Source organism: Streptomyces mobaraensis, from assembly GCF_020099395.1.
Lineage (GTDB): Bacteria > Actinomycetota > Actinomycetes > Streptomycetales > Streptomycetaceae > Streptomyces.
This window is the reverse complement of sequence record NZ_CP083590.1, coordinates 7,100,109-7,116,933: the sequence shown is the minus strand read 5'-3', so window position 1 is coordinate 7,116,933 and position 16,825 is coordinate 7,100,109. Positions and strand designations below refer to the sequence as shown.

16 protein-coding genes and 1 pseudogene are annotated in these 16,825 nt (G+C 71.1%); 8 read left to right on the top strand and 9 right to left on the bottom strand.

Translation table 11 applies throughout. The features are described 5' to 3' along the window. Positions 1–52: 52 nt before the first annotated feature. On the top strand, positions 53–1,234 hold the full coding sequence (locus K7I03_RS31265; RefSeq protein WP_313772171.1) for a carbohydrate kinase family protein: 1,182 nt from the start codon (positions 53–55) through the stop codon (positions 1,232–1,234). Between the two features lie 110 nt (positions 1,235–1,344). Here the strand turns inward: K7I03_RS31265 and K7I03_RS31260 are convergent. From K7I03_RS31260 to K7I03_RS31240, 5 genes and pseudogenes are all read right to left on the bottom strand, one after another. Continuing rightward, positions 1,345–1,500 (bottom strand): annotated as a pseudogene (locus K7I03_RS31260) (IS5 family transposase); the annotation flags it as partial. 50 nt (positions 1,501–1,550) lie between these two features. Beyond that, a complete protein-coding gene (locus K7I03_RS31255; RefSeq protein WP_445195094.1) occupies positions 1,551–2,423 on the bottom strand; it encodes an SCO6745 family protein in 873 nt (290 codons plus the stop codon). A gap of 118 nt (positions 2,424–2,541) precedes the next feature. Next, positions 2,542–3,432 carry a fumarylacetoacetate hydrolase family protein gene (locus K7I03_RS31250; RefSeq protein WP_185944842.1) on the bottom strand — a complete coding sequence of 297 codons (891 nt, stop codon included), beginning with the start codon at positions 3,430–3,432 and terminating at the stop codon, positions 2,542–2,544. Next, entirely contained in the window at positions 3,429–3,770 is a 342-nt protein-coding gene (locus tag K7I03_RS31245; RefSeq protein WP_185944843.1) for an SDR family NAD(P)-dependent oxidoreductase, read from the bottom strand. The genes K7I03_RS31250 and K7I03_RS31245 overlap by 4 nt, the downstream gene beginning before the upstream one ends. Continuing rightward, on the bottom strand, positions 3,767–4,885 hold the full coding sequence (locus K7I03_RS31240) for an epoxide hydrolase family protein (protein ID WP_185944844.1): 1,119 nt from the start codon (positions 4,883–4,885) through the stop codon (positions 3,767–3,769). The genes K7I03_RS31245 and K7I03_RS31240 overlap by 4 nt, the downstream gene beginning before the upstream one ends. 85 nt (positions 4,886–4,970) lie before the next feature. Between K7I03_RS31240 and K7I03_RS31235 the strand changes: the two genes are divergently transcribed. Together K7I03_RS31235 and K7I03_RS31230 are read left to right on the top strand one after the other, a co-directional pair. Further along, entirely contained in the window at positions 4,971–5,897 is a 927-nt protein-coding gene (locus tag K7I03_RS31235; protein ID WP_185944845.1) for a LysR family transcriptional regulator, read from the top strand. Positions 5,898–6,331: 434 nt separating this feature from the next. Next, complete coding sequence (locus K7I03_RS31230) at positions 6,332–7,132, top strand: hypothetical protein (RefSeq protein WP_185944846.1); 801 nt, start codon at positions 6,332–6,334, stop codon at positions 7,130–7,132. Positions 7,133–7,332: 200 nt separating this feature from the next. Here the strand turns inward: K7I03_RS31230 and K7I03_RS31225 are convergent, their stop codons facing one another. Continuing rightward, on the bottom strand, positions 7,333–7,899 hold the full coding sequence (locus K7I03_RS31225) for a TetR/AcrR family transcriptional regulator (protein WP_185944868.1): 567 nt from the start codon (positions 7,897–7,899) through the stop codon (positions 7,333–7,335). Between the two features lie 101 nt (positions 7,900–8,000). On the opposite strand from K7I03_RS31225, the gene K7I03_RS31220 reads away from it, so the two are divergent. Further along, the gene (locus tag K7I03_RS31220; protein WP_185944847.1) at positions 8,001–8,939 is read left to right on the top strand and encodes a DMT family transporter; all 939 of its coding nucleotides are present in this window, start codon (positions 8,001–8,003) and stop codon (positions 8,937–8,939) included. A gap of 534 nt (positions 8,940–9,473) precedes the next feature. On the opposite strand, the gene K7I03_RS31215 is transcribed toward K7I03_RS31220, so the two are convergent. Next, the gene (locus tag K7I03_RS31215; protein WP_185944848.1) at positions 9,474–9,908 is read right to left on the bottom strand and encodes an Rrf2 family transcriptional regulator; all 435 of its coding nucleotides are present in this window, start codon (positions 9,906–9,908) and stop codon (positions 9,474–9,476) included. Between the two features lie 100 nt (positions 9,909–10,008). On the opposite strand from K7I03_RS31215, the gene K7I03_RS31210 reads away from it, so the two are divergent. Next, positions 10,009–10,764, top strand: coding sequence for an SDR family NAD(P)-dependent oxidoreductase (locus tag K7I03_RS31210; protein ID WP_185944849.1), 756 nt, complete (start codon positions 10,009–10,011; stop codon positions 10,762–10,764). On the opposite strand, the gene K7I03_RS31205 is transcribed toward K7I03_RS31210, so the two are convergent. Then, entirely contained in the window at positions 10,721–10,978 is a 258-nt protein-coding gene (locus tag K7I03_RS31205; protein ID WP_224347748.1) for a DUF6192 family protein, read from the bottom strand. The genes K7I03_RS31210 and K7I03_RS31205 overlap by 44 nt on opposite strands. A 219-nt stretch (positions 10,979–11,197) precedes the next feature. On the opposite strand from K7I03_RS31205, the gene K7I03_RS31200 reads away from it, so the two are divergent. From K7I03_RS31200 to K7I03_RS31190, 3 genes are all read left to right on the top strand, one after another. Next, entirely contained in the window at positions 11,198–11,743 is a 546-nt protein-coding gene (locus tag K7I03_RS31200) for a MarR family winged helix-turn-helix transcriptional regulator (protein WP_224347307.1), read from the top strand. A gap of 180 nt (positions 11,744–11,923) precedes the next feature. Beyond that, positions 11,924–13,162: a phthiocerol/phthiodiolone dimycocerosyl transferase family protein gene (locus K7I03_RS31195; RefSeq protein ID WP_185944850.1), complete on the top strand. Its 1,239-nt coding sequence runs from the start codon at positions 11,924–11,926 to the stop codon at positions 13,160–13,162. A 1,332-nt stretch (positions 13,163–14,494) separates the two neighbouring features. Further along, positions 14,495–15,295, top strand: a complete 801-nt coding sequence (locus K7I03_RS31190; RefSeq protein WP_185944851.1) for an AfsR/SARP family transcriptional regulator — start codon at positions 14,495–14,497, stop codon at positions 15,293–15,295. Positions 15,296–15,530: 235 nt separating this feature from the next. Here the strand turns inward: K7I03_RS31190 and K7I03_RS31185 are convergent, their stop codons facing one another. Further along, the gene (locus K7I03_RS31185) at positions 15,531–16,784 is read right to left on the bottom strand and encodes a cytochrome P450 (protein ID WP_185944852.1); all 1,254 of its coding nucleotides are present in this window, start codon (positions 16,782–16,784) and stop codon (positions 15,531–15,533) included. Between the last annotated feature and the right edge of the window lie 41 nt (positions 16,785–16,825).

The following is a 16,825-nucleotide window of genomic DNA, read 5'->3' as shown; positions in this document are numbered from 1 at the left end:
CACCGCCCGTTACTCCGCACCCCATCGCCCGTACCGAAAGGCCCCTCTCCTCATGATCATCGTCGCCGGGGAAGCCCTCATCGACCTCGTCCCCGCGGAGTCCGCTCGCGACGCGTCGACAACCGGCGATCGGCGCTCCGCCCCGGGGACGCGGTCCGGTACACGCCCCAGCGCGGAGCCCGGCGCCCGACCCGGCACCGATGCGGGAAGGTCCGGCCAGCGGCGCCCGGACGACACGACGCACACCGGCACCGGGCCTGCCGCCAGCCCTGACACCGACCCCGACCCCGAAGAGTCCACCACGCGGCATCCCGACACCGTTCCCCACGCCGACGCACCCGCCCCGCCCGCCCCCGAACTGCCCGCCCTGCGGCCCAAGCGCGGCGGCGGCCCGTACAACACCGCCATCGCCCTGGCCCGCCTCGGCTCCCCGGCCGCGTTCTGCTCGCGGCTGTCCACCGACCACTTCGGCGAGGCGCTGCTCGACGGCCTGGCGGCGGACGGGGTGGACACCTCGTTCGTCCAGCGGGGTCCCGAGCCCACCACCCTGGCGGTCGCGCACATCGGCGCCGACGGCTCCGCGGCCTACTCTTTCCACGTCGAGGGCACCGCCGACCGCCTGTTCCGGACCCCGGGAACGCTGCCGGCGGCGGCCCGCGCGGTTTCGTTCGGCACCTGCTCCCTCGTCCTGGAACCGGGGGCCTCGGCATTCGAGGAGTTGCTGCGCCGCGCGTCGGACGGCGGCCTGTTCACCGCCCTCGACCCCAACATCCGGCCGGGCCTGATCCCCGACGCGGACGCCTACCGGGCCCGCTTCCTCTCCTGGCTGCCGTACGTCACCCTGCTCAAGCTCTCGGAGGAGGACGCGGCCTGGCTCGCCGGGCCCGCCGGCCCGGCGACGGCCGTCCGGCGGTGGCTCGCGGCCGGCCCGTACGCCGTCGTGCTCACCCGGGGCGGCGCGGGCCTGACCGTCCTCACCCGGGACGGCCTCGAACTCTCCGTCCCCGCCCAGAAGGTGGCCGTCGTCGACACCATCGGCGCCGGCGACACAGTCAACGCCGCGCTGCTCCACCGCCTCGACGGCCACGCCGCGCTCACCCCGTCCCCGTCGCTCACCGCGGAACAGTGGCAGGACACCCTGACCTTCGCCGCCCGCGCCGCCGCCGCGACGTGCTCCCGCGCCGGGGCCCAGCCCCCGTACGCGACCGAACTCGCGATGCCGGCAGCGCTCTGACCGAGTGTTTGGCCCGCTGATTCGTGTGGGGTTCCGGGTGAGGTTCCGCGCCGGCCGGGGGTGGCATCACCGGTGAGCCTGCGGGCCACGAGGTCGATCACCGCGAGGTGGATCACGGCTTCGGAGCGGTACGGGCGGGTTTCGTAGTCGCGGGCGAGGCGGCGGTGGCGCGTGAGCCACCCGATACCGCGCTCGATGGCCCACCGTCTGGGAATGATCGTCAACCGGCGGACTCCCAAGGGTCGTTGGACGGGCTCGACGTGGATGCGCAGGCGGGCGCCGTGGTCGAGGGCGGTGGTGCGGTAGAGAACGGGGCCTACCCGACGGCCTCCGGATCGCCGGACCGCGTGTCTCCCGTCTCCACGCGGAAGGGGTAGGTCCCGGCCGCGGTGAACGCGTCGTGGATCGGCACGATGAGCGAGGTGAGGCGACGGACGCCGGCGTCACCGATCGGCGTCCACAGCGCGGCGCAGTGCTCGTCGGTCTCGGCCTCGATCCGCTCGCGCGCCGCGATGCCGGCATCGGTCGCGGTGCCGTCGGCGTCGAGCCAGCCGCGTGCGACGAGGCGCGTCGTCGCCGCGGCCACCTCCTCGTCGTCCCACAGCCGGGTGGCACGCGCGATCGCTTCCGGGAAGTGACCCGTCGCGGTTTGCAGAACGTTGCAGTCACACGGCCCGAGGCCGTTGGCGGCGAGCACGGTGACATGCGCGTCACCACGCCACTCGCGCAGCACCGTGATCTGCTGCCACAGCGCGACGAGCGGATCGACGGGGAGGGGGACCGAGGCGTTGGCGGCGGCCATCGTCTTCCCGGCGTAGTCGGCGCTCGCGACGACCGGGTCGATCAGCGATCGTGCCTCGGCGATGCGATCGGCGGTCAGGCTCACGCCGACGCGTCGCACCGCACGACCGACGGCTGCGAAGCGAGCGGCCTGCCACTCCCCCGGCGTCGCTATGTCCCACACGCCTGCCATGGCCCGCACCGACCGCGGGCTGAAGTTGTAGAAGGCCGCGAGCGTGACCTGCCACGGGACCGCACCCATAGGGGCCGCCCGGAACGCGAAGTACGCCGGTCCGGACTCGGTCACGCCCAGCTTGGCGGCCTCTTCCGGTGCCTCGGGGATGAAGTAGACGAACAGGTGGGTGGCGTTGATGGTGAGGCTGGTCTCGCGGACGGCATGCGGATCCATGGCGGCGCGGGCGAAGGTGCCGGCGAGATGCATCGTGGTGGTCTCCTGGCCAGTGGGAAGGATCAAGCTCGTCTTTGGCACATCAGGTGCATCCGGTATATCCGGCGCGTCGGGTGCGTCAAGGCGGCTCTGGCGCGGTGATCCGTGCGGAGATCGCGCCGAGGCCCTGCACTTCGATCCGGACCGTGTCTCCCGGTGACAGGTAGGGGCGGTGGCCGCCCAGTTCCTGGATGCAGCCGGTGCCCACAGGACCGCTGGCGAGGATGTCACCGGCTCGCAGGGTGGTGCCGCGCGACGCGTGCGCCAGCATCTCGCCGAACGACCAGTGGATCTCCTCCCAGCTGCCGCCACCGTAATGCTCGTCGTTGACGTACCCGTCCATCCGCAGCGCATAGCCCTTGCCCGAGCGGTGGGGTTCGAGTTCGTCGGGGGTGACGAGGAACGGGCCGAGGCTGGTCGAGGCGTCCTTGCTCTTGGACGGGCCGTACACGAACCCCATCTCGCTCGCGGAGATGTCGCGTGCGCTCCAGTCGCAGTAGACCAGGTAGCCGGCGATGTGCTGCTCCGCCGTGGCGGCGTCGAGGTGCGCGCAGTCCCCGGCGATCACCGCGGCGACCTCGACCTCGTAGTCCCACCACCGAGCGCCCGGAGCGATGGGGATCTCGTCGTGCGGTCCCTTGATCGCCGCCGGGTTGGAGAAGTGGAAGAGCGGATGGTCGTACCAGACCGGGCTGACCCTGCCGTCGCCGACGGCCGCCTTGCCCGCGTTGCTGACGTGACGTTCGAACGCGGCGAAGTCGCGGACCGCCGGGGGCACCGGTATCGGCGCCAGCAGGTCGGCCGTGGCCAGCCCGACGATCTCGGCCGGTTCCCTGGACGCGGCGGTCTCCAGCCCGCCTTCGGCGCGCAGCAGCTCCAACAGGCCCCTGCCCACGGCGCGGATGGTGGTGTCGTGCACCACGCCGCAGCGCGTGGAGCCGTCGGCGGAGCGGTAGCTGACCCACTTCATCGGGCAGGCACCTCCTGGGTGCGGTCGGGGAACCGTCGTGCGTCGGCGACCGGACCGGCGGCGCGGCCGAGCAGGGCGGTCTCCGTACGCCTGGGCCCGGAGCACTGGAACCCGGCACCCAGAACAAGGCCGTCGATCACGGTGAGCTCGGCGGAGAGCCGGTCGGTCAGCCGCCTGTCCTCGTCGACGAGCTCCACGTCGGCCCGGAACCAATCACGCGGCTCGGCCTTGGCCTCGTCGGCTCCGACGGCCACGCCCCGGCCCCCACGTTGGAGGTGGACACGGGCGAGGCCACGCCCGATGCCGTCCATGCCTCCGGTGATCACGACCGTCTTCACGCGCCCACCGCCCGCGCGAACTTGACGACCTCCCCGGCGAACAGCTCGGGCTGCTCCAGGGCGGCGAAGTGGCCGCCCGCGGGGATGTCGTCGTTGAAGTACCGCAGGTCGTGATAGGCCCGCTCGGCCCAGACACGCGGGGTACGCGTCAGTTCGTCCGGGAAGACACTGACCCCGACCGGAAGGTCCAGCTCGGTCGGAGCCGACGGCTGCCGGGCGTACTCCCAGTACAGGCGGGCGGAGGAAGCAGCGGTGCCGGTGAACCAGTACAGGGAGACGTGGTCGAGGATCTCGTCGGGGGTGAGGGCGCCGGGCCGGGTCCAGTCGAGGAACTTCTCGTAGATCCAGGCGGCCTGCCCGGCCGGGGAGTCGGTCAGGGCGTAGCCGATGGTCTGCGGCCGGGTGCGCTGGACGACGTGGTATCCGGAATGGACGGCGAAGAAGCGGCTGCTCTGTTCGAGCGCGGCCTTCTCCTCAGGGGTCGGGTCGTCGCCGGCCGGCGGAGCGGTGAGGAACTCGGGGAAGTTGACGTGAATCGCCCGCAGGCCCGTCAGGCGCTGCGCCGCCATGCGGGTCGCGACGACACCGCCCCAGTCGCCTCCTTGGGCCAGGTAGGAGTCATAGCCGAGGCGCCGCATGAGCACGCCGTACGCGCGGGCGATCCGGTCCGGGTCCCAGCCGGTCGAGGCGGGCTGGTCGGAGAAGCCATAGCCGGGCATCGAGGGGACGACGAGGTCGAAGCCGTGCTCGGTGAGCGGGCCGACGGTCCGCAGGAACTCCAGGAACGAGCCCGGCCACCCGTGCAGCAGCAACAGGGGGGTGGCGGCGGGGCGGGGCGAGCGTACGTGCATGAAGTGGAGGCCGAGACCGTCGATGGTCGTACGGAACTGGCCCAGCCCGTTGAGCCGCCGCTCCAGACCGCGCCAGTCGTATCCGGTGGCCCAGTACTCCAGCAGCTCCTCAAGGTGCTCCCGCCGCACCCCCTGGCTGCTGTCCGGCGCCGTCTCCCGGCCGGCGAGGCGTACCCGGTGCAGCCGGTCCTTCAGATCCTCGAGGGCACTGTCCGGAATGTCGATACGAAACGGTGTCACGCTGTCCGACGTCATGGTCACCACGGTGCGGCCGCGACGGGCACGCGGTCCAATGACTGTTCCGGAACAGGTAATACGCCCTGCGTATAAGGCCAGTTAGGGTGAGGGAGTGTCCGAACGCTTCCCCGCACCCGTGGACCTCGACCTCCGGCTGGTGCAGTGCTTCGCGGTGGTCGCCGAGTACCGGCACTTCGGCCGTGCCGCCGAGGCCCTGCACACCACCCAGCCGTCGCTGAGCCGGCAGATCCGCCGCCTCGAACAGCAAGTGGGCGTCCGCCTGCTCGACCGCACCACGCGCGGCACCCGGCTCAGCGAGGCCGGCGAGATCTTCCTGCCCCAGGCCAAGGGGCTGCTGCGCGCCGCGGTCGAGGCGATGGCCCAGACCCGGGCCGCGGCCCGGCCCGGGAGTATCACCGTCGGCTACACCAGGGGGCTGGTCGTCACCGCGGCCGTGCGGGCCCTGCGCGACCGCCATCCCGACGCCGAGGTCCACACCCGCCTGCTCGACTGGAACGACTCGCGCGGCGCGTTGGTGGAGCACCGCGTCGACGCGGTGGTGACGCGCCTGCCGTTCCCCACCGACCGGCTGCGTGTCATCGTCCTCTACGACGAACCGCGCGTGCTCGTCGTGCCCCGGGACCACCGTCTGGCCGGCAGGGAGTCCGTCACCCTCGCCGACATCGCCGACGAGCCGATCCCCCACGTACGCCAGTCCGACCCGTTGCTGAACGCCTACTGGCGGCTCGACCCCCGGCCCGACGGACGCCCCGCGCCCGACGGCCCCCTGGTCGAGGCCCTTGAGGACAAACACGAACTCATCGCCGCCGGGCGGGCCGTGGCCATCGGCCCGCCCCTCGACCACGCGACCGGCCTGCATCCCAGCCTCACCACCGTCCCGTTGCACGGGGTCGAACCGAGCCAGGTCGTACTCGCCACCCGCACCGGCGACCACAACCGCCTGGTCACCGCTTTCCGCAAGCACGCCGAAGCTCTGCTGACCGGAACCCACCGCACGGGCCCGATCCGCACGACATGATCAGCGGCGGCTCCCCCCATACAGCCCCCATGCACACGCTGCCCGTCACGCCCCTTGCCCCTCCCTTGCACGACTGGTTGGCCCGTGATCGGGAACACCTCGCGCGGGCGGCGGGAGGGGGATCCGCAGTCCGCCGCCCTCACCGGGCGGGGCGGGTGGTGGAAGGGGAGGAACCCAGCCGCCGAGAGCGCGCGGGAGCGGAACGTCCGCCCGTACTCGCCGCGGCCTTGTTACGCGCGAACGCCGCGACGCGCGGCGCACGACGCACCGCATCCCCACCGACGATGCGCTCCGCCGGCGGTCGGCTCGCCAGTGTTGAGGTACGCCTCGCCATCCCAACCAGGCACATGGAAGCACGCTCAGTCGGCGAGGCAGGCGGCGGCACCATGCCGGCCCTTGCGGGAGGGCGGGTCCGCTCCTGGGATTATGGACGCATGTCCGATAAGTCGAACCTGATGTCAAGCCTGTGGCCGCTCGTGCCGTCCGGGGCCACCGACTGGCTGCTGGAGCTGTGCGGCGACGGCATAACCGGGTTCATGCCTCCCGCGCTGCCTGACGCGGTGTGGGTGCTCAACGCCATGTACGAGCACGAGCAGGGACCGGCCGATGTGTCGTACCACGAGTACCACCAGGCACGTCTGGCAGACGGGAGCATCCCGCGCCACATCTTCGCCGGCATCGACTTCGACGCCGTGGGCGTCGCCACGGGAGGAGGGCTGGGCCGAGCGCGGCACCCGGGCCCCGGCTGGCGACGGCTGCGCTGGGCCGAGCTGGCCCGGCGGACCGGCGACCCGGCCGTGCCCGACGGGCTGATGCCGTCCTACCGCTGCTTTCCCTCGGCGAAGAAGGAGGGCAGCTGGCCGCTCGGCATAATCCCGCCGACCGAGGGGAGCCTGGACCGTGAGACCTGGAACCGGCTGATCGCCGTCCTCGCGCAGTACAGCCCCGCGGGCCCGGACACCCGCTGCCTGGCCTACTACAACCCGCTCCTGCTCGGCGCCGAAGACTTCGACAACCTCCACGTGCGTGCGGGCCGGCTCGGCGACGCCGAGATCCTCTACGACCAGTCGGAGGCCGACTTCAGCCCGTCCAACCTCTGGGCGGAGGACCGCTCATGGGTCCTGTGCACCGACTACGACCTGTGGGCCACCAAGGTGGCCGGGCCCGCAGCCCTCATCAACGCATTGCTGAACGACTTTGAGATCGAGGCGGTGCGGCTTCCCTGGGCGCACTGACGACGAGCTGCCCGGGGCCCCTTCTCCAGCCCTGGAGCGCAAGCGCGTCCATATATACGCCGGTACCGGTTCCTGCTCGCCGGCGCCGCGCGGCCTTCTCCGATCCTGTGCACGCTGGATCCCGAACCGCTGGAACGCCTCACCGCGCGGGGCGCGGCACTGGACAAGCTCGAAGAACAGCCGGCCAAGCACCTGACAGATCACCCGCTCTCCCCCGTGGCCGGAAGAAGAGCTTGCGCCTGTTGGCGAGCATGGCTGAGGGGATCCGCGATGACATGCAGGCCGTGGGCGACGAGTGCTCCTTCGTGAAGCAGCATGAGCGTCCGGCCCAGACAGTCGGCTCTGTCCGGGGCGATGTCCCTGGCAAGGCCGGTGAACAAGGCGAGCATCCACCGCTTCTGCCCAGTGATGACCGGGTAGGCCGGGTGGGACGGATCGCTGATCTCGGCGTGCGCGTTGACCATGCCGCACCCCTTGGGGTTGTGCTTCGCCGACCACGCGCGTGAGGCGTCGAAGACGGCCAGGATGCGTGCCGCCGGCGCCGGTTGCGCGGCGTCGAGGTACTGGGCGAGGAAGGCGCGCCAGCGTTCGTCGCGGTCCGCGAGGTACTCCACGACGATCTGCTCTTTGGAGCCGAACCGGTCGTAGAGGGTCTTCTTCGTCACCCCGGCCTCGGCGGCGATCAGGTCCACTCCGACGGCATGGATGCCGCGCTCGTAGAACAGCCTCGCGGCGGCCTCCAGGACGCGCCGTGCGGCAGGCGTCATCGTGATCCGTCGCGGCGTCTCGGTAGTGCTCACACTCAGGAAGTATACCGATCTGTTTAGCGGGCAGGAGGTATACCGATCTGTATAGCGAAGGGGGAGACATGAACTTCCTGCTTTCCATCGCCTTCGTGCTCTGCTGGAGTTCAGGGTTCATCGGGGCGAAGCTCGGCGCGGGGAGCGCGTCGGCGATCACGATCCTGATGTGGCGGTTCCTGCCGCTGGCCATCGCCCTGCTCGTCGTTGCCGCCGTCTCGGGAACGCCGTGGCGGGGCCTCGCGGTGCGGGACGTCGCCCGGCAGGCCCTGATCGGCGTGCTCTCGCAGAGCGGCTATCTGCTCACCGTCTACTACGCGATCCAACTCGGGGTCTCCAGCGGCACGACGGCTCTGATCGACGGTGTCCAGCCTCTCGTCGCCGGAGCACTTGCCGGACCGTTGCTGCGCCAATACGTCTCGCGCAAGCAGTGGCTCGGCCTGTGCCTGGGGATGGGCGGCGTCACCATCGTCACCATGGCCGATGCCACGGCCGGCTCCGGTGCGGCCCGGTGGGCCTATCTCATCCCCTTCCTCGGCATGTTCTCGCTGGTGGCGGCCACGTTCCTCGAAGGCCGTTCCCGTGCGCAGGCCGCTCCCACGGTGTCGATGACCGTCCACTGCGCCACCAGTGCCGTCATCTTCACCGCCCTCGCCCTGAGTGCCGGATCCGCGAAACCGCCCGCTGAACTCTCCTTCTGGGCCGCGATCACCTGGCTCGTCGCCTTGTCGACCTTCGGCGGATACGGGCTGTACTGGCTCATCTTGAGGCGCTCCGGAGTCACCAAGGTCAACACGCTCATGTTCCTCATGGCTCCGGTCACGGCGGTCTGGGGAGCTCTCATGTTCGGTGAACCGTTCGGCCCGCAGACCGCAGCCGGTCTCGCCGTCGGCCTCGCAGCGGTCTTCATCGTCCATCGCGGTGACACCCAGCCCACTAGGGCGTGCGCGCGGGACACGAACTCGGACACGGCCGATGCCGTGCAGCCGGCCAAGCACGGCGCCTGATCCCGCTGCCGCGTCAGAGAGGAGGAACCTCCTCGCCGACCGCGGCACGGGCCGGCCGGATATTCGTCCCACGCCAGATATTCGGCCCCGTCGATCCTGGCGTAGGCGACCCAGCGGAGCACAGCGTGGCGGTGCACCCCGGTCACACCGGCGAGGATCGGGCCAGGCGCACCCTCATTCCCTCGTCCTCATCCACATCGGGCGGCAGCAGCCGGAACCAGTCGGTGTACCGGCGTGGCACGGTGGAGTTCGGCGACCGTCGGGATGGCCGTCGCGGCGCGGTCGACGTAGCCGGCCCCAGCAGCTCCCTCGCGACCGGGTCGCACTTCTCCTCGCGCGGCGCGGAGATGCGTATGCCCTCCGACTCCGGCGACTTCGTCACCTCGCGGTGTCCCCGGGCGGCGAGTACCAACGGCCGGTTCGGGCGGATGGACCGGCCCGAACGTCGTGGTGCACCGGCCGACGGCCACCATGAGGAGGCGCCCCTTGGGGGCGAAGCCGGGTTCGGCGGATGCGCGGCCGATGGCGCAGATGCTAGCGAGGTGCCGCGAGAACGTCCCGGAGTACGTTCGCGAGCGTGACGCGGGCCAGCTCGCGTCTCAGCGTCTCCTCGATGCCCTCGTAGACGCCCCGCATCGCCGGCTGAATGCCGTAACCGACCACGCACCCCTGGTCCGGGGTGGCCCGGTGCATCGCGAACAGCGGGCCGGGCTCTACTGCCTCGTACACGTCGAGCAGAGTCATCGACTCCAGCTCGCGCGCCAGCGACCAGCCCGCGCCCACACCCCGTCGGGACTCCACGAGCCCGGCCCTGCGCAGCTCGCCGAGCAGCCGCCTGATCACCACGGGGTTCGTGTTCGCGCTGGTCGCGATCTGCTCGGAGGTGGCGACCTCATGGCCCTGGCGCTGGTAGAGACCGATCCAGGCCAGGGCGTGGGCGGCAAGGGTCAGCCTGCTGTTGGCACTCATGCACCCCTCCTCGCGGCCGCAACGCTTGATGTTACGACAGCCCTGTCGTAACAATTAGCGTTACAACTGTCAGGAAGGGTACGTCAACGAGGGGAGAGGAATGAGCAAGCCGCTCATGGGCAAGGTCGCCCTGGTCACCGGGGGTTCGCGTGGGCTGGGAGCCGCGACCGTACGGCTGCTGGCCGAGCAGGGCGCCGACGTCGCCTTCACCTACGTCAGTTCCGAGAAGCAGGCGCAGGCTGTCGTCGACGAGGTGCGCGGCAAGGGAGCCAAGGCCGTCGCCTTCCGGTCCGACCAGGCGGACACGAGCCGGGCGCCGGCGCTGATCGACGACGTGGTCGCGCACTTCGGCGGCCTGGACATCCTCGTCAACAACGCGGCGATCTCGGTGGAGCAGGGCCGCAGGGTGGACGACCCGGACGCCGACACCGCCGCACTGGACCGCATGCACGCCACCAACTACCTCGGCGTCATCGCCGTCATCCGGGCCGCCTCCCGAGTGCTGCGCGCGGGCGGCCGCGTCATCACGGTGAGTTCCGGACTGGGCTCCCGGGTCGGCGCCCCGGGCCTTGCCGACTACGCGGCGACCAAGTCGGGGATCGAGAGGTACACCATGGGGGTCGCCCGGGACCTCGGGCCCCGGAACATCACGGCCAACGTCGTGGAGGCCGGACTGATGGAGGGCGGCATGGAAGGGCCGGACCCCGAGACCCTCAAGGCCCTGGTCGGCTCGCTGTCCCTGCAACGCATGGGGCGCCCCGACGAAATCGCCGCGGCGATCGCCTTTCTCGCGAGCCCCGCCGCGTCATACGTCACGGGTGCGGTACTGGACGCCCACGGCGGCTACAACGCCTGAACCGGAATCCCTGCCGCGCGCCCCGAAGAACATCGCCCCCTCGGGGCGCGCACCGCCTCCTGCCTTCCGGCGGCGTCAGGATCGTGGCGAACCGCTCGGCCTCGTCCTCGACGGCGGCCAGGATGCGGTGGACGGTCCAGGGCTCGCCTGCCCGACGGCGTTCCTCCGGCCGACGCGAGGCCGCCCGGCGTGCCGTCTCGACGTTGCCGGCCAGCAGGCCGATGCCGTCGGCCGATCACCTCGTCTACTGCTCGACCGTCCGGGCCGGCCCCGCGTCGACGAACCCGCCGCGCGGGACCGTTCACGACGTCGCGCACCGTCCGTCCCACCGTGAACGGCCGCGGGCCGACGGGTCGTTCGCGCCTCCGCGGCCGAGGCGGGCGGCATCTTCCGACGAGGACTCCCCCGGGCCGGGCCCAGGCGTCACGTCCGCGTGTCCGACGCGGCGCCCTGGTTCCTGACCGGCCGGGACGGCCCGGCCCCCACCCCCCCAGCCCCCACGCACCGGCCACGCCGGAAGGCGGCGTCAGCCCGACCGGACCCCCTGCCCGTCCGCCGCGGCCACGCCCGCCGCCACGGGCGTCGTCGTCCTGACGAACAGCGTGGCCGCGAGCGGACGCCGCTGTCCCCCGCACGTCTGAGCGAGCGGATCTCCCTCTCCTCAGGAGCCACCACGGCCCTGCTGAACCGGCTGGAGAAGGCGGGCTGCGTGGAGCGCAGGCGGGAGACCTCCGACCGCAGGGTCGTCACCTTGCGCAGCAGCCCCGACGTCCGGCCGCGCGCCATGCGGTTCTTCGGCCCGTACACCGCCGGCATGGAGCAGGTCACGTCCCGGTACTCCGAAGCTCAGTTGGCGGAGTTCCGGGAGTTCGTGACGCGTCTCGGCGACGCGATGGACTCCTTGCTGACGCACGAGTACCACGATGTGGAGCCCGGAACCACTCCCGGGACCCGCCCGGGGCCCGACGCGGCGCCTTAGGACGAAGGGTCTCCGCCGGCAGGTGGTGATCGGCCGATCGGCGCCGACCGGTGTCCAACCGCCTTTACCGCACATCAACTGGTGTGGTTGATGGGACCGTTTGTCATTCCTGTGTCCTTGTCAGTGATCCGCTTACAAGGGATAGTGGAGTGGTTGCCGGGTTCCGAGCGGGGGGATGGCATGGAGCGTCGTCTGGGTGCGCATGAGATGGCGATCTACCGCAGCGGCGGACGTGTGCTCGTGCCCTGTGAGATCGAAGGGGTCGTCGACCGGGCACTGCTCGCCGAAGCGGTCCGGATCCTGACGGAGTTCCATCCCGTGCTGCTCGGCAGATTCGTCCCCGACGGGGACTCCTGCGTCGTCCGGGACGGCGATCCAGGCACGCGGCGAGTGAGCGTGGAGACGTTCACCGGTCTCCGGGACGAGCTGCAGGTGGTCCAGGACTGGTCGGCCGGGCCGCTGCTGCGGGTGGCGGTGTCCGAGGGCGGTCCGCGCACCACGGTGGCGCTGAGCCTGCCGCGGGCCCTGGTGGACGGGTCGGCCTACATCGCCCTGTACAAGAGGCTGTGGTCCGTCTACACCGACCTGTCGCTCGGCAGAAGCGTCCCGACGCACGTCATCGCGGGCGGGCTAGCCTCGCCCTCGCTCGACACCCGGGTCCAGGAGGCGTTCACCGAGGAGGAGTTGGCGGGCTTCCTGGACTCGCGGGCCGCCGAGCGCGCGACCGTCCCCTCCGTGCTGCCGGTCCGCGGCCGGGAGCCCGGATCCTTCGGCCTGGTGCGCCTCGAACTCGACGAGGAGCACACGCGGCGGTTCGCCGACCGCGCCCACGGCGCCGGACTCAGTGTGCACAGCCTCGTCTGCGGGGTCCTGCTGACGGCGGCACGGGCCTTCCTCGCACCGTCGTCGCCCCGGCCGGTCACCCTGGCCTGCGTCTCGGCGGTCGACCTGCGTTCGCGCATCTCCCCGCCCATCGACCCGGAGAGCATCCAGTCCTCCGCGTCGTCCAGCACGGCCACGCTGGAGGTCCCCGAATCGCCCGACCCGGTGGAACTGGGGCGGCTGGTGGCGGAGAAACTGCGGGCCGACCTCGACGCGCGCGTACCCGACCTCGACGTCGCCACGATCCCGCGGCTCACCGAGAAAACGGTCCCGCGCCTGCCCACACTGGTCGTCACCAACCTCCACAAGATCCCGCGGCCGAGACTCCCGGAGGGTCTGGCGGTGTCGGGGTGGCGAATCCTGCCATTGGTGGACACACCGGTCCCGCTGGCGACCGTCACCCGCTTCGACGACCGCCTCGCCGTCGATCTTCCGTACCCCCGCCGCTGGTACGACGACGAAACGATGCGCGGGTTCATGGCGGCCGCTTCCCGGGCCTTCGATGAAACCCTGGACCGCGAGGGCGTCAGGGATTAGTTAAATCTCGGAGCCAGCACCTTTCCAAGGCTTCCCTAAGCACACACGGCGAATTGGCATTCACGCCCGCCCCCGTTCAGGTGCATCGCGCATCTATCTTAGGGCGACCGTTCACGCCGCCGCCGGCCGTGCCCCCGTCCCACGCCCCACGTGACAGAGCGCCCTTCACCGAGGAACGCCGCCGACCGATGTCCGCGTGCGCTTCCCTCCGCCGGGGCGGGGTTTGGCGCGATCTCAGTCACAGCGGCACTTCGGCATGCCCTGCCGAGCCCGTGCGCCCCGGGTGACGAGCCGCCGCGCGGCCCGGCGGCATGACGCGGATCCACCGCCGTGGCCTGCGGCGCCGCCGTACTCACCGGCCGAGCGCCAGCCCCGGCGGGCCCCGGGAAGCCTCCGCTTGACCACGGGAGGCCGACGCGCCCCCACGACCGGGCAGCACCACGACGGCGCGCCCGCCTCCCCCTCCCGCCCCGCCCTTACCACCCCTGACGTGCCCTGATGGCACACCTTCGGCGCCGGTCCGCCACCACATCCGAGCCGCGATCGACCCACTGTTTCCAGCCATCATCGCCGACATCTTTCGTTCCGCTCCGGCTCCCGGCGGACGGACGGCGATCCCCGGCCAACGACTCTCATCTTGGCTCGAAATACACAGGTCACCACCGCCACAAACGGGCGCGTCGGTCTGATTCCGCACGTCCGGCCGGACACTGCCGGCGCCAGGGCCGCACCCGGCCCGACACAAGGGGCCCACGGCGTCCCCGACCCCGCTGAAAGACCCCACGGTTCCGGGTAAACAGCAGGTCAAGCGGCATCTGGCACGACCTCGCGGACCCGGTGGCGCGGCCGCGCGACACCATTCCGAACCGGATCTTCTGCACTTTCCCGGCCCTTGCGCCACCAAGTCGCCGACACGATCGACATTCGAACAATCGGAATGTCTTATTCCGTCCGGGCGTCACCCTTGCCTCGTTGCCCTGGGAAGTCCGGCCTTGCATCATCGGTGCGTACACCAATGATCGACAGGAACCTCTTCCGGTTCGACACTTCCGCCCAGCGGAGAAGCGGCCCGAAAGGGGATTTTCGACTCGTCCGGTAATGTCATGAACATTCGCCGTATCCAGTCTGCGCGCGCCTCGGCGCGAAACGCACCGAACGGACAGGACGGGTCGATTCCGTCGCCGGAGCGCTGACGAAGCGCGAAGGGCAAGCCTTTTGTCCGCCTCTGCCTTTCCGATACTCAGACGCGTGGTTCGTGAACGTCGTCCCGGTCGTCCGCAGGGCTCCCGCGGACGTCGCACGGGCAAGGGCAATACTTAGGGGGAACGCTCAGTGAGGTACGAGATGCTGGGGCCGCTCCGGGTCACGGACGGCAGCAAGAGCATGACCATCAACGCGCACAAGGTGGAGGTCGTCCTCTCCGTCCTCCTCGTCCGCGCCGACCAAGTGGTGTCTCCGGAACAGCTGATGGCGGAGATCTGGGGTGAGGACCTGCCCCGGCGCGCGACGGCGGGGCTCCATGTGTACATCTCCCAACTCCGCAAGTTCCTCAAGAGGCCGGGAGTGCCCGGCAATCCCGTCGAGACCCGCGCGCCCGGGTACGTGCTGCACAAGGGCGACGACGAGATCGACGCCCAGATCTTCCCGCAACTCGTGGACGAGGGACGGGCGTTCCTTAGGGACGGGCGGCACGACGAAGCCGCCTGCCGCTTCGAGGAGGCCCTCGCCCTGTGGCGCGGACCGGCCCTCGGCCACGGCGGCAAGGGGCCTGCCGTGGGCGGCCCGATCATCGACGGTTTCGCGACCTGGCTGACGGAGACCCGGCTGGAGTGCCAGGAGATGCTGGCCGAATGCCGGCTCCAGCTCGGCCGCCACCGGGAGGCCGTCGGCATGCTCTACGCGCTCACCGCCGAGAACCCGATGCGCGAGGTCTTCTACCGCCAGCTCATGCTGGCGCTCTACCGCTCGGAGCGGCAGGCGGACGCGCTGAAGGTGTACCAGTCGGTCCGCAGGACCCTGAAGGACGAACTGGGCCTGGAGCCCGGTCGCCCGCTGCAGAACCTGCAGCGGGCGATACTCGCCGGGGACGCGGCTCTGCTGGCACCGCCGCCCCTGGCCCTGTCGGGCCGCTAGACCCCGGAGCCCGTACACCGCACCGGGCGCCGCGCCCCCCCCCGGCGTGCGGACGACGGGCCGGGCCCGACGCGTCATCCGACGGACCCGGCCCGTCGTCCTACGAGCTCCGGCGGACCCGGCGCCTTGACGGCCCCGCACGGCCCCGCGCGGCCGTCGTGTCCGGCGCGTCCGACGGGACCCGCGCGCCCGTCCACTCCGCAGGCCCCGCGCGGGGAGGGAGCGGGAGGGACGTTCAGAAGGCGCAGTCCAGCCGCTTGATCCCCTCCACGAAGCTGGACTTCAGCCGCCGGGGCCGGCCCACGGCGTGGATCCCGGGCAGCGCCGCGAGCAGTTCCCGGTACAGGACGGTGATCTCCAGCCGGGCGAGGTGCGCGCCCAGGCAGACGTGCGGACCCACCGCGCCGAACGTGACGTGGGGGTTCGCCCCGCGGGTGATGTCGAAGCGGTACGGGTCGGGGAAGACGCTCTCGTCCCGGTTCCCCGACCAGTAGAACAGGAAGAGCCGGTCGCCCCTGCGGAACCGGTGGCCGTTCAGTTCGCAGTCGCGGGCGGCGATCCGGCGCATCCAGTTGATGGGCGTGGAGACGCGGAGGATCTCCTCCACGGCACTCTTCGCGTGCGCCTCGAAGTCCGACAGCAGCAGCCGCTTCTGCTCGGGGTGCTCGGTCAGCAGGACCAGCGCGTGGGAGATCGCGTTGCGGGTGGTCTCCATGCCGGCGATGACAAGCAGGATGAAGAAGGACACGAGTTCCTGGCGGGTCAGCTGCTCGCCGTCCGACTGCACCTGCACCAGCTTGGTGATCAGGTCGTTGCGGGGGTGGGCGAGGCGTTCGTCGCGCAGCCGCGCGATGTAGTCCCCGAGTTCGCGCGACGCCTCGACCACCACGCGCTCGGCGTCCGCCGGGTTGGGGACGTAGTCGGGGTCCAGCGGTCCGACGATCGTGTTGGACCGCTCGAAGAGGAACTCGTGGTCCTCCTCGGGGATCCCCATCATGTCGGCGAGCACGGCGATCGGCATCTCCGCGGCGACGGGCCGGATGAAGTCGCCCGGGCCGCGGGCGACGAGCTCGCGGATGATGCGCCGGGCGGTACGGGTCGCCACCGCCTCGAACTCCGGGACGGTGTTGCGGCCGAAGGAGCGCGAGACGATGCGCCGGAGGCGGGAGTGCTCCGGGTTGTCCATATTGATCATCGAGCCGTAGTGCTCGTCCAGTTCGGGTGGCAGACCGACGATGGTGGTCGCGCCCTTGGAGGAGAAGTCCTGCGGGCGGCGGCTCGCCTCGGCGATGTCGGCGTACTTCACCAGCGCGTGGTAGCCGGACACCCACGGCACGCCCGGCATGCTCTGCCGGATGAACGCGGGGTGCGGCAGCCGGCGCAGTTCCTCGAAGAGGGCCACACGCTCCTCGCGCGGCCGCGCCCAGAAGGCCGGATCCACGAGGTCGGGCAGGGTGGCTGCGGCGGGCTGGCTTTCCGTGAGGGACACGATGCCTCGATTCGCGTTGTCCGACCAACGATCAGGCCGTC